This window comes from Micromonospora sp. NBRC 101691 (genome assembly GCF_030269285.1).
Taxonomy (GTDB): domain Bacteria; phylum Actinomycetota; class Actinomycetes; order Mycobacteriales; family Micromonosporaceae; genus Micromonospora; species Micromonospora echinospora.
The window spans coordinates 131,377-143,231 of the sequence record NZ_BSTB01000022.1 but is presented as its reverse complement, the minus strand read 5'-3'; the positions used below and the strand labels follow the sequence as shown (position 1 = coordinate 143,231).

Genomic DNA, 11,855 nt, shown 5'->3' with positions numbered 1-11,855 from the left:
TACCCTCCGACCGCCGCAGCCGCCGGATCTCCGCCCAGTCCTCCACGCTCAGCACCTCCCGATGCTTCAGGAGGTGGTCCCGATTCAGCCGGAACCACGTGGTCAGTTTTCAGGCGGAACCGACAGGCTGCCCGTCTGACGTAGAACGTCGCTGTGCCCAAGCGGTCGAGCGGGCTCGTACCACGGTGTTTGAACGGCCAGAACCGCCGTGGAATCTTCCTCCGCGCCCACCAGTCCGCCATCCGGCGGTCGATCGACGGGAGGGCGGAGCGCCTGACAGTATCGGCTTTCCCGCAGGTCGCCGGCTGCCCACCACGCCCACAGCGAGGTGACCTGAAGGTGGCTCGCCACCGACTCGTCTGACGGTTGCTGTCCGGATGTGGGCGCAACCCGTGGCCGCCGCAGCTCGGACAGCGCAGCACCGACCCGCACCGCCGGCACCAGCGCGACTTGACCTTGAACAGGAAGAGGCCGCCAGTAAAGCCGAGTAGCGCCGCTGCTCCCAGAACGAGGAACGAGATCAATGTTTCCGCCTTTCTGGTCTCTTGGGATCAGATCTGGTTGAGGAGTGGCGCGAGCTGTAGTGGCTTCCCGTCCCTCGGGTGTCGCCTGCCGTGGAAGCAGTTGTCTGCTCCCACGGCAGAGACGAAGCGGGCCAGCGTTTGCCGAACGAAGGACCGTTGTCATGGTTGATGTTAGAGACCTTTAGTACCTAAGGCAATGTTGGTCTTGAAGCGGGGTAGGCGGCGTGGTCCGATGGAGGTGCCGAACGAAGGAACTTCCCCATGCCCATACCGACTGGCGGCTACCGTGAGGTAGCCGAGGACATTGCCGCGCGGATCAAGAGCGGTGAGTACGCACCCGGTGATCGTCTTCCGACGTACCGAGAGCTTTCCGACCTCTACCAGGTCAGCGTTACGACGGTGCAGCGAGCGGTGATCATCTTGCAGGACCGTGGCCTGGTCGTCGGCCTTCAAGGCCGGGGCCTGTGGGTAGCAGAGCGGCAGAGGTGAGAGCCGCACCCCCTGCCTCGAACCACCTGCTCAGTTTGCTGGTGGGGCGGGTGTTTGCCACAGGGCACTGACTGGCTTGGCGCGGAGCCGGTCGCCGAACGGCAGCGTCGAGGTTCCGGTGTAGAGGACGACACCGGCGATGAAGTCGTCGCCGAGGCGGCCGGCAAGCCGGTGTAGCCTTCGGAAATCTTCCGTCCTGACGGTGCTGGCCGCTCTGACCATCATGCTTTCGATCTGCATGGCCTCTGCCTTTCGATCTGCATGGCAGGGTTTGTTCAGCATGCGGGCGCATGTTGTTCATGACGGGCACGAGAAACGTACGTCACGGAGCAGAGCCGTCAACGATCTTGCGGAGTTGCCCCCGGGCCTGACCGAAGAGGCCGAGGGGGTGCGCATGGGCCACACTCTGCCTGTGGAGCGCAACAGTGTCGGGGAGCTGGATCAGCACACGAGTCAGGTGTCAGGGCTGGACAGGCTGGTGGCTGCGGGGCGGGCGGTTGCTCCGACCGGCGGTGGTCCCGTTCGGCTTCCGCCGAAGCTCGGCGACGAGAATGAGGACGTGGCCGCCACGCTCGCCGCAGGGCGGGCCGAGGAGCGCTGGTGATTCACCCTGGCGACGTCTCGCCTGAACGGGCGTCGGGGTGGAGCAGGTCGCGCGCCTCCCCACCTCAGTCTCAGCGCAGCGAGGCGCGGGCGGAGAAGGCGATGCTGGCGAGCAGGAAGCCGCCGTTGACGATGGTGAACGCGACGACCACCCAGAACGTCAGCGCCGGGGCGAAGGTCAGCACCAGACCGGCCACGAAGATCACCGCGCCGTAGTCGCGGACCAGCTTGGCCAGCCGTACCGGCAGGCTGGTCGAGGTGACCATGCTGGCCGCGTTCGGACCCGCCTGCATCACCGAGGTCACCAGGTTGACCATCCAGGTGCCGGCGAAGGCGGCCACCAGCCAGACCGGCGTCGACGGGCGCTGCGCCACCGCCACCGTGCCCAGTGCGGTCACCAGGGCGATCTGCGCGGCCACGTCGCAGAGCACGTCGACCCGCGCGCCGGCCGCGCTGCCCTGCCCGGTCACCCGGGCGAGCTGACCGTCGGCACAGTCCAGGGCGTACGCCACCTGCCAGCCGACCAGCGCGACCAGCCCGACCACCCAGGCCGGTACGTCCCCGGCGGCGACCCGGTCGGCGAGCGCCACCACGGTCACCGAGGCGGCCAGCCCGAGCACCAGGTTCATGATGGTCAGCGCGGTGGGCTTCAGCCCGAGCCGCTGGGCGACCAGCGCGAACGCCGCCCCCAGCCACTGGCTGATCGACTCGCTGAACAGTCCGCCGCCCCGGTTGACCCGGTGGAAGTCGGCGACGGAGGGACGCGATTCAGTCAAGGTGGTCGCGGAGTGCACCGGCGTAGTCTGCCAGCCGCCTCCGCGTCTCGGTAGGCGACATCGCCAGGTGTTCGAGGATGGTGTAGCGGTCCGGGCGGGTGCGGGGGGCGTACTGCACGGCCTCGACGAACTGGTCGTCGGTCAGGCCCAGCCCGGCCGGGTCGGTGGCCAGGCCGTGCCGGTGCAGGCAGCGCGCGAGTTGGGCGAAGCGCTCCGGTTCGCCGCGCAGGAAGGTGCAGAACAGAGCACCGAGCCCGACCTGCTCACCGTGTGCGGCGGTGCCCGGGTAGAGCCGGTCGATGGCGTGCGAGATCTCGTGGTCACCGCCGCTGGCCGGACGGGTGGACCCGGCCACCGAGCTGGCGATGCCGCCCAGGATCAGCGCCTCGGCGAGGGTGGTGAGAAAGCCGTCGTCGGTGATCGTCCCCGGATGGTTGATCAGCGCCTCGGCCCCGGTGCGGGCCAGGGTCACGGCGAGTCCGTCGATCGGCTCGTCGCGTACCTGGTGGGCCAGTTCCCAGTCGGCGCAGGCGCTGATGTTGCTCACCGCGTCACCGATGCCGGCCTGGGTCTGCCGGTCCGGCCCGTTCTCCACGAAGTCGAGATCGACGATGACCGCGATCGGCATGTGCACCCCGTACGAGCCCTTGCCGCCCTCGTGGTCCAGGGAGGCGGTCGGCGAGGCGATGCCGTCGTTGGCGAGGCTGGTCGCCACGGTCACCATCGGCATGCCGTACCGGGTGGCGGCGTACTTGGCGGTGTCGATGGTCTTGCCGCCGCCGATGCCGACCACCGCGTCGTAGTGGCGGGACCGGAGCCGGTCGCCCAGCTCGTTCGCCGCGTCGATGGTGCCGCCGGTGACCATGAACACGTCGGCGGAGCCCAGGCTGGGCTGGCACAGGTTGGCGATCTTCTCGCCCTGCCCCGGGCCGACCACCACCGCCACGTCACCCCCGGCCGAGATCCGTCGGTCGGCCAGGAGCGGACCCAGGTCGGCCACCGCGCCGCGTCGGACCTCGATCACCAGCGGCGTGTTGACCGTACGGGCTAGTAGTGGCACGCGATCTCCCGCGCCCGGGCCAGGTCGTCGTGGTTGTCGACCTCCACCCAGGCGACGTCGCCGATCGACGCGGCCCGCACCTCACCGCCCCGGTCGGCGAACTCCTGGTAGCCGTCCTCGTAGTACAGGTTCGGGTCGCGCCGCCAGGTCGCCTCCAGGGCGTCGGCGAGCGCGTCGGCCACGTGCGGCTCGATCAGCGTCGCGCCGATGTACTCCCCGTACGCCTCGGCCGGGTCCATCAGCTTGGTGATCCGGGTGAGCTGACCGGCCGCGTCGAAGGTGGCCTTCATCTCCTCGTCGGCGAGCTTCTTGACCGTGTCGACGGCGAGCAGGATGCCCGGCCCACGCTCGGCGAGCAGGGTCCGCTCCACGCTCACCGGGTGCACGGTGTCCCCGTTGACCAGCAGGACACCCCGGGCGAAGTGCTCCCGGGCCAGCCAGAGCGAGTACGCGTTGTTCCACTCCTCGGCCTTGTCGTTGTGCACGAGGGTGATGGTGACGCCGTACTTCTCCTCCAGCGCCGCCTGCCGGTCGACCACCGCGTCGGCGGCGTAGCCGACCACGATCACGATCTCGGTCAGCCCCACCTCGGCGAGGTTGCGCAGCGCGATGTCGAGGATGGTCGTCTCCCCGTCCACCGGCACGAGCGCCTTCGGCAGCGTGTCGGTGTACGGGCGCAGCCGACGCCCCGCTCCGGCCGCGAGCACCATCCCGATCATCGGTGACCTTCTCCCTCGTACGACGTGGCGTTCCCCCGCTGGAGGATAGTCGGGTCTGCTGCGGGGGGCGGTCAGCCGGGGAGCGCCGCCAGGTCGGCGAGCATGGCGAGCCGCTCGTCGGGAGCCAGCACGGCGTACGGGCCGGCCGCGCGGCGGTCGGTCTCCTGCTCGATGGCCAGCCGCTCCGGCCCGTCGGGCAGGGTGCTCACGCTCGCGGCGGTGTGCCCGGCGGCGGTCCACGCGGCGGCGTGCGCGTCGGAACGGTGGTATCGCAGCGTGCCCAGCCGGTTGAGCAGCAGCACGCCCGGCGGGGTGCCGTCCGGCTCGTACGGCGGGGCCATCGCCCGGAACGCCTCGCTCGGCGCGGTGTCGTCGTCCTCCTCGACCGTGACCAGCGTGTACGCCAGCAGTCGGCCGAGCGTCTCCACCAGCCGGAGCACCCGGTCGTCGTGCCCGGCCCACAACTCCTCGGTGACCTCGCCGTGCACCTGGTAGATCTCGGCGAGGAAGGCGGCCCCCCGTTCGGTGGCCGAGAAGGCACCGTCGGGCCGCCGGTGGATCATGCCGTGCGCCACGTGCTTGTCCAGCGCCCGTTGGCAGGAGGCCGGGTCCCGGTACCGGGTCACCGCGGTGAAGCCGGCCGCCGTGACGGTGCCGCCGGGCGCGGCGAGCCTGGTGCGGAACTCCACCAGGAAGCCGGTGGCCGCCATCCCGCCGTACCGCTGACCCAGCTCGGCGCCCCCGCCGTCGCGGCCGGCGAGCACACCGGCGACGAAGACCCGGTCCATCGCCGGGGCGACCAGCCCCGCGAACCGGTGCGGCGGGAGCTCTACCCCGTCGCTCACAGCCCGATCGAGCGGAGGGCGGCGAAGCCGTTCTCCGCGATCCGCCGGATCAGCCCGTCGTTGACGTCGCGGTGCTCGTCCAGCACCGCCACCTCCTGTTCGGTGATCCACCGGAACTCGGTGTGCTTGCCCGGCTCCAGGCGGGGACGGTCCAGGTCGCCGTCCACCCGGACCAGGAAGTCGGTCTCCACCCGCTCGATGCCGTCGTCGCCGGTGTAGCGGTACTCGCCGACGAGACCGAGCACGTGCGAGACGGTCCAGCCGGTCTCTTCGAGGACCTCGCGGCGCAGCGCGTCCTCGACCTCCTCGCCCGGCTCCAGATGGCCACCCGCGATGTCCCAGGTGTTCGGGAACAGCCGTCGTTCCGGGGACCGGCGCTGGATGAACAGACGGCCCTGGTCATCGACGATCAGTGCGCCTGCGCAGCGTAGAGGCTCGGTGGACACGCCTTGACCCTAGCGAGGGATCAGCGTTCCGGCGACGCCCGGACGACGCGAGCGGAGTCGGGGGTGTGGACCGGGGATCGAGGGGTAGTGATAGCTGGTGGATGCGGAAGCCGGTACCGCGCCGCCGGGAGGTCGCGATGCGTAGCGCCAGGGAACTCGTCGAGTCGCAGTACGCGATGCTCCGGCAGCGGGACCTCGCCCGGCTGCCGGAGCTGTACGCGGACGACGCCTTCTACTCGATGCCCGGGTTGACGGTGCGTCCGATCGAGCTGCCCGCGGTGCTGCGGGCCTGGTCGGGGGCCTTTCCGGACCTGCGTACCGAGCTGACCGGGCTGGTCGAGACGGCCGGTGGGGTGGTGGTCGAGCAGCGGATGACCGGCACCCACACCGGCGCGCTGCACACCGCGCTCGGGGCGGTCGCCCCGACCGGCCGGGCGGTGAGCTGGGACGTGGTCGACGTGGTCCGTGCCCGGCACGGTCTGATCGCCTCCTGGCGGTCCTACTTCGACCAGGGACTTCTCCTGACCGACCTGGGCTGGCGGCCCGAGCCGGTCGCCGACGCCCCGCTCGCCGCCTGACCCGGCCGTCGAGGCCCGCTCACCGTCTGAGCTGCTCGGATCCGCGACCGGGTCGCCACCGGCACCCGTGCCACCCCCGGATCACCCGTCCCGGTGGCTCAGGATGCGGACATCGTCGTGCCGTCCGCGATCGGCCGCCAGCCGGCCGTACGCTCAGTAGCCATGACCGCCGAGCAGCTGATCTCCTTCGCCCGTGGCGCTCCCTCGCTGGACATCGTCGATGTCGAGGGGCTCAAGGCCGCCGCCGTCCGCGCCTTCGACGTCGACCCCGCCGGAGTGACGGCGTACGGCACCTCCGTCGGTTACCCGCCCCTGCGGAAGTGGATCGCGGAGAAGCACGGGGTGTCGGCGGACCAGGTCCTGGTCACCAACGGTTCGCTCCAGGCCGACGCGTTCCTCTTCGAGCACCTGGTCCGTCCCGGTGACGCGGTGGTGGTGGAGCGTCCGACGTACGACCGGACGCTGCTGAACCTCCAGCGTCAGGGCGGCGAGCTGCACGGGGTGACCATCCAGCCGGACGGCCTGGACACCGCCGAGCTGCGCAAGCTGCTGGAGTCCGGGGTGCGCCCCCGGCTTGCCCACGTCATCCCGAACTACCAGAACCCGGCCGGTGTCACGCTCTCCCTCGAGAAGCGTCGTGAGTTGCTCGACCTGGCCGTCGAGTACGGTTTCACGATCTTCGAGGACGACCCGTACGCCGACATCCGGTTCCGGGGCGAGCCGCTGCCGTCGATGCTCTCGCTGGACACCCGGGGTGTGGTGGTGCACGCCTCCAGCTTCACCAAGACGGTCTGCCCCGGAGTGCGCGTCGGCTACCTGGTGGGCCCGGCCGACCTGATCGCCGACATCGCGAAGAAGGCCACCAACCTCTACATCTCGCCGGGCATGGTCTCCGAGGCGATCGTGCACCAGTTCTGTGTCTCCGGTGACATCGAGCGCTCGATCCGGACGGTCAGCACCGCGCTCGGCGAGCGGGCCCGGGTGCTCGCCGAGTCGTTGCGCCGGCACATCCCGGAGGCGCGCTTCGTCGAGCCCGACGGGGGCTACTTCCTCTGGGTCGAACTGCCGGAGGACGTCGAGGTGGACCGGCTCGCCCCGGCGGCGGCGGAGCGTGGCGTCGCGGTGGTGAAGGGGAGCGACTTCGTCCTCGGTGGTGGCCGGCACGCGCTCCGGCTGGCCTTCTCGGCGGTCACCGCGGACCGGATCGACGAGGGTGTCCGCCGGTTGGCGGAGGCCATGGCCGCCGTCCGAGGCTGATGTTTCTCTTCTCCACCAGGCTTCTGTCAAATATCTGACAATGGCTGATTCGGGCCGGCTCGGGTCTCCCCTCGGGCCGGCCTGCGGCCCACAATGCTGCGAGCGCCTTTCACGTCGAACGGCCCTGGTGGACCCCGGTGCGGACGTCCGCAGACCCGACGTGACGGGCGTCGTGAGCATCATCCCCCGCCCCCAAAGGCGTCGGGTGGGCCGTGTCGCACCTCACCCCCTTCGACGCGGCCGGCCCGCCCGACGCCGCCCCGCACCCGGCGGGTGCCACCCCCCGACCGTGCGCGCACCGGCCCGATGCCCGCCGGCGGCGTACCCTCAACCCCGCAGCAGCCGTGGGTGGGAGGGGGCGCCGTCATGTCTGACCGGACCGATCGGACCCGGAACACACCGCTCGGCGCCGGTCGGGTCCTGCGCCCCCGGGCCTGGACGGCCCCGGTCCGGGCGATGAGCCGCATCCTGAACACCGAGGACAGCCCCCGCCCGGCCCGCGAGGTCGGCCCGGACCGCAGTGCCGTGGTCGACTGTGCCCTCTACGTGGAGGGGGTCCGACAGCCGGGCACCTGGAACTACGCCGACGCGCTCGCGGCGGCCCGCCGACAGCCGAACGCGTTCGTCTGGCTGGGACTGCACGAGCCGGGCCTGCGGGAGATGACCGGCATCGCCGCCACGTACGGGCTGCACGAACTCGCCGTCGAGGACGCGGTGAAGGCACAGCAGCGGCCCAAGCTGGAGCTTTTCGGGGAGGTCAGCTTCCTGGTGCTGCGCACCGCCCGCTACTGCGAGCACACCGAGCTGACCGAGACCTCCGAGGTGGTCGAGACCGGCCAGGTGATGCTCTTCATCGGCCCCGACTTCCTGATCAGCGTCCGGCACGGGGACGCCTGCCGGCTCGCGTCCGTCCGGGCCGACCTGGAGAGCACCCGCGACCTGCTGCTGCACGGTCCGTGGGCGGTGGCGTACGCGGTCACCGACCGGGTGGTGGATCTCTACCTGGAGGTCGCCGACCAGATCGAGGACGACCTGGACGTGCTGGAGGCGGAGGTCTTCGACCGGCAGAGCCACGGCCGGATCCAGCGGATCTACCAGATGAAGCGGGAGCTGGTCGAGTTCAAGCGCGCCGTGGTGCCGCTGCAACGCCCGATGATGACACTCACCGCCCAGGTCAACCGGGAGGTGCCGAAGGAGATCCGGCGCTACTTCCGGGACGTGCAGGACCACCTCAGCCGGACCGTCGAGCAGGTCAACTCCTACGACGACCTGTTGAACTCGATCCTCCAGGCGCGTCTGGCCCAGGTCACCGTCGACCAGAACAACGACATGCGCAAGATCGCGGCCTGGGCCGCGATCGCCGCGGTGTGGACCGCCATCGCCGGCATCTACGGGATGAACTTCGAGAACATGCCCGAGCTGAAGATGACGTACGGCTATCCGGTCGTCCTGGCCCTGATGCTCGGCATCTCGATGGCCCTCTACCGCTGGTTCCGCCGCAACGGCTGGCTCTGACCGGATCGCGGGAGCGCCGGCGTGCGGGGGACGTACCCCCGCCTCGCCGGCGCTCTCCCGGTGACGGTGTGTGGACGCCGCCCGTACGGCGTCAGTGACGACCGCCGCTGGGGCTGGCGGTGTTCCCCATCGCCCGGCTGACGTCGTCGGCCGGGCGACCCGAGACGTCCCGGGCGCCCTCGGCCACCGACGGCACCTTGTCGTTCGGGGTGACCGGCTTCGTGGTGGCGGCCTTGCCCGCACCGGCCACCGCGGAACTGCCGGCACCGGTCGGCCCGGCGGCAGTCGTGGTCGGCCGGTCGGCCGTCGGGGTGCGCACCTCGATGGTCTCCACCTCGTCGCGCATCGGCTCCAGGGTGCGGTTCGGGTCGTACTCGGCCCACTCCTGCTGGTCCCGACGGCGACGCATCGCCATCGCGCCGGCGATCCCGGCCACCGCCCCGGCCGCGAGCAGGCCGGTCATCATGCCGCTACGCCGCCGGGCCTTCTTCTTCTGCTTGATCATTCGCATGTTCTTCGGCTTCGCCTTCCGGGCCATCGTGCCGGCCTGTGCCGCACCGCCCCGGGCGGCCACGGCCAGCGGGGCGAGGGTGGCGACCGTCGACCCCCAACCGCGGGTGGCCGAGTCGCGGACCCGCACCGCGGTCGGTGCCACCGCCACCCGGGCCGCCTGCACCCGGGGGCCGACGGTGTGGCCGACGCCCCGAGACGCGTACGTGGCTGCCTGCATCAGGTGACCAACGCCCTGGTTGAGCTCGGCCTTGGCCAGCTGCGCCTGGGACTTACGCCGCCCGATTCCAAACACGGTCCCACCTCCTGGGAGTTGTTCCTTCGTCATCCTCCACCTTCGGATGCCTCCGCACTGCCAGATCGGGCACATGGGAGGATCCGCATGGAACTGACCGACGAGTGAGGAGTACCCGTGGCCGAGGCTCTCTACGCCACCTTGCACACCAACCATGGCCCGATCCGGTTGGAGCTCTTCTCCAACCACGCCCCGAAGACCGTCCGCAACTTCGTGGAGCTGGCCGAGGGCACCCGGGAGTACACCGACCCGCGCACCGGTCAGCCGGGCAGCGGGCCGTACTACGACGGCACCATCTCGCACCGCGTGATCAGCGGCTTCATGGTCCAGATGGGCGACCCGACCGGCACCGGTCGTGGCGGGCCGGGCTACAAGTTCGGCGACGAGTTCCACCCGGACCTGCGCTTCGACCGTCCGTACCTGCTGGCCATGGCGAACGCCGGACCGGGCACCAACGGGTCGCAGTTCTTCATCACCGTGTCGCCGACGCCGCACCTGAACAACCGGCACACCATCTTCGGGCAGGTGGCGGACGAGGAGTCGGTGAAGGTGGTCGACTCGATCGCCAACACCCAGACCGGCCCGAGCGACCGTCCGCTCTCGGACGTGGTGATCGAGCGGGTCGAGATCGAGCGTGCCCAGGCCTGACCTCCGTTCGAGGTACCTTTGCTCGCATGACTGAGCGCCGCAGGTGCACGGACGGGAGGGCGAGACCGTGAGCGAGTCACCGCCGACCACGCCCGTCTGTTACCGGCACCCCGGCCGGGAGACGTACATCCGGTGCACCCGCTGTGACCGTCCGATCTGCCCCGAGTGCATGCGGGACGCCTCCGTGGGACACCAGTGCCCGGAGTGCGTGAGCGAGGGTCGACGTTCGGTGCGACCGGCGCGCACCGCCTTCGGTGGCGGTGCCGTCGGTCGCCAGGGCTACGTGACGAAGGCCCTGATCGCGCTGAACCTGCTCATGATGCTGCTCTCCATCGCCTCCGACCGTGGGGGCGACTCGGCGGCCGGTGGCTCCGGGTTCGGCGGGCTGATGGGCGGCAGCACCCCGCTGACCGAGTGGGGTGCGGTGCTCGGCCGGGCGCTCTTCTCCGACGGCGCCATCCACGGGGTCGCCGAGGGTGAGTGGTACCGCCTGCTCACCGCGATGTTCCTGCACTACGGCGTGCTGCACCTGCTGCTCAACATGTGGGCGCTGTGGGTGCTCGGGCGGTCCCTGGAGGGGGTCCTCGGGCCGCTGCGTTTCCTGGCGCTCTACCTGATCGCCGGGTTGGGCGGCAATGTCGCGGCGTACCTCTTCAGCGCCCCCAACGCCGCCACGGCCGGTGCCTCCACCTCGATCTTCGGTCTCTTCGCCGCGCTCTTCGTGATCATGCGTCGGCTCGGGCGGGACACCTCGGCGGTGGTGCCCATCCTGGTGATCAACCTGGTCTTCACCTTCGCCGTGCCGGGCATCTCCATCGCCGGCCACCTCGGCGGCCTGGTCGTCGGGGCGCTGATGGCGCTGGTCCTGGCCTACGCCCCCCGGATGCGCCGGTCGACCTTCCAGTTCGCCGGTGGCACGGTCATCGTGGTGGCCCTGCTCGGCCTGGTCCTCCTCCGCACCGCCGCCCTGCTCGGCGGCTGACCCGCACGGTCGGCCTCCGCCCTGCTCGGCCGAACCGCACGGTCGGCCTCCCGCGCGGGCGTTCGGTCAGGCCCGACCGTCCGGCGCGGCGGGGCCGGAGCGGTGGGCGTCCAGGTACGGAGCCACGAGCGCGGCGACCTCGGCGGGGTCGGCGTCGAGGTCGTGCCGGCTGAGCAGGTGGATCGACTCGCCGGTGTCGATTTCGAGGAACTGGTTGCGCAGGCCGAAACGGGGACGGTCGTCCACCGCGACGGACTCGATCGACGACCAGCCGAGTGTCCGTCGGCCGGCGAAGCCGGTGACCACGGTCACGCCGGACGGATCCACCGCGAGCCGTACCGGGGCCAGCAGGTCCCGCGCGGCCCAGACGGCCAGCCCGGCCGCGCCCAGCCCGGCGAGGACCACCCGCACCGGGTCGCCCTCGGCGAAGAGCAGCCCGAGCGCCGCCAGCGTCCCGGCCCCGGCCAGCTTGACCAGCGGTAGTTTCACCGGTACGCGCCACTGCCGGCGCAACGACCCTGGGTGCATCGGTCCAGCATGCCCGAGCGGGGTGGACGCCGCGACGCGCCGGCCCGGCACGACCGGTCACCCGGGGCGGACGGCGGGTC

The 11,855-nt window shown here is 70.9% G+C and carries 14 protein-coding genes and 1 pseudogene; 7 read left to right on the top strand and 8 right to left on the bottom strand.

Going from position 1 to position 11,855, the window contains the following annotated elements; translation table 11 throughout:
• Window positions 1-785: 785 nt before the first annotated feature.
• A complete protein-coding gene (locus QSK20_RS27300; RefSeq protein WP_285791473.1) occupies window positions 786-1,013 on the top strand; it encodes a winged helix-turn-helix domain-containing protein in 228 nt (75 codons plus the stop codon).
• A 30-nt stretch (window positions 1,014-1,043) separates the two neighbouring features.
• Here QSK20_RS27300 and QSK20_RS27295 read toward each other — a convergent pair.
• A pseudogene (locus QSK20_RS27295) lies at window positions 1,044-1,232 on the bottom strand (hypothetical protein); the annotation flags it as partial.
• A gap of 193 nt (window positions 1,233-1,425) precedes the next feature.
• Between QSK20_RS27295 and QSK20_RS27290 the strand changes: the two are divergent.
• Complete coding sequence (locus QSK20_RS27290; protein ID WP_285791471.1) at window positions 1,426-1,617, top strand: hypothetical protein; 192 nt, start codon at window positions 1,426-1,428, stop codon at window positions 1,615-1,617.
• Window positions 1,618-1,687: 70 nt separating this feature from the next.
• Here QSK20_RS27290 and QSK20_RS27285 read toward each other — a convergent pair whose 3' ends face one another.
• From QSK20_RS27285 to QSK20_RS27265, 5 genes are all read right to left on the bottom strand, one after another.
• The gene (locus tag QSK20_RS27285) at window positions 1,688-2,410 is read right to left on the bottom strand and encodes a CDP-alcohol phosphatidyltransferase family protein (protein WP_285791470.1); all 723 of its coding nucleotides are present in this window, start codon (window positions 2,408-2,410) and stop codon (window positions 1,688-1,690) included.
• Window positions 2,385-3,452 (bottom strand): iron-containing alcohol dehydrogenase family protein, encoded by a 1,068-nt coding sequence (locus QSK20_RS27280; RefSeq protein WP_285791469.1) that lies wholly within the window; start codon window positions 3,450-3,452, stop codon window positions 2,385-2,387. Before QSK20_RS27280 ends, QSK20_RS27285 begins: the two co-directional genes overlap by 26 nt.
• Window positions 3,440-4,171, bottom strand: a complete 732-nt coding sequence (locus tag QSK20_RS27275; protein WP_285791468.1) for a phosphocholine cytidylyltransferase family protein — start codon at window positions 4,169-4,171, stop codon at window positions 3,440-3,442. The genes QSK20_RS27280 and QSK20_RS27275 overlap by 13 nt, the downstream gene beginning before the upstream one ends.
• Before the next feature lie 71 nt (window positions 4,172-4,242).
• Window positions 4,243-5,016, bottom strand: a complete 774-nt coding sequence (locus QSK20_RS27270) for a helix-turn-helix domain-containing protein (protein WP_285791467.1) — start codon at window positions 5,014-5,016, stop codon at window positions 4,243-4,245.
• Window positions 5,013-5,462 (bottom strand): NUDIX hydrolase, encoded by a 450-nt coding sequence (locus tag QSK20_RS27265; RefSeq protein ID WP_285791466.1) that lies wholly within the window; start codon window positions 5,460-5,462, stop codon window positions 5,013-5,015. The genes QSK20_RS27270 and QSK20_RS27265 overlap by 4 nt, the downstream gene beginning before the upstream one ends.
• 137 nt (window positions 5,463-5,599) lie before the next feature.
• Here QSK20_RS27265 and QSK20_RS27260 point away from each other — a divergent pair, with 137 nt between their 5' ends.
• The 3 genes from QSK20_RS27260 (at window position 5,600) to corA (ending at window position 8,812) form a co-directional block, all read left to right on the top strand.
• On the top strand, window positions 5,600-6,040 hold the full coding sequence (locus tag QSK20_RS27260; protein ID WP_285791465.1) for an ester cyclase: 441 nt from the start codon (window positions 5,600-5,602) through the stop codon (window positions 6,038-6,040).
• 162 nt (window positions 6,041-6,202) lie between these two features.
• Window positions 6,203-7,297, top strand: coding sequence for an aminotransferase-like domain-containing protein (locus tag QSK20_RS27255; RefSeq protein WP_285791464.1), 1,095 nt, complete (start codon window positions 6,203-6,205; stop codon window positions 7,295-7,297).
• Window positions 7,298-7,663: 366 nt separating this feature from the next.
• Window positions 7,664-8,812, top strand: a complete 1,149-nt coding sequence (corA, locus tag QSK20_RS27250; RefSeq protein ID WP_502889040.1) for a magnesium/cobalt transporter CorA — start codon at window positions 7,664-7,666, stop codon at window positions 8,810-8,812.
• Between the two features lie 91 nt (window positions 8,813-8,903).
• On the opposite strand, the gene QSK20_RS27245 is transcribed toward corA, so the two are convergent.
• A complete protein-coding gene (locus tag QSK20_RS27245) occupies window positions 8,904-9,650 on the bottom strand; it encodes a hypothetical protein (RefSeq protein WP_285791463.1) in 747 nt (248 codons plus the stop codon).
• Between the two features lie 84 nt (window positions 9,651-9,734).
• On the opposite strand from QSK20_RS27245, the gene QSK20_RS27240 reads away from it, so the two are divergent.
• Together QSK20_RS27240 and QSK20_RS27235 are read left to right on the top strand one after the other, a co-directional pair.
• Complete coding sequence (locus tag QSK20_RS27240) at window positions 9,735-10,265, top strand: peptidylprolyl isomerase (RefSeq protein WP_285791462.1); 531 nt, start codon at window positions 9,735-9,737, stop codon at window positions 10,263-10,265.
• Window positions 10,266-10,332: 67 nt separating this feature from the next.
• Window positions 10,333-11,247, top strand: a complete 915-nt coding sequence (locus QSK20_RS27235) for a rhomboid family intramembrane serine protease (protein ID WP_285791461.1) — start codon at window positions 10,333-10,335, stop codon at window positions 11,245-11,247.
• A 66-nt stretch (window positions 11,248-11,313) separates the two neighbouring features.
• Here the strand turns inward: QSK20_RS27235 and QSK20_RS27230 are convergent, their stop codons facing one another.
• A complete protein-coding gene (locus QSK20_RS27230; protein WP_285791460.1) occupies window positions 11,314-11,775 on the bottom strand; it encodes a PH domain-containing protein in 462 nt (153 codons plus the stop codon).
• Between the last annotated feature and the right edge of the window lie 80 nt (window positions 11,776-11,855).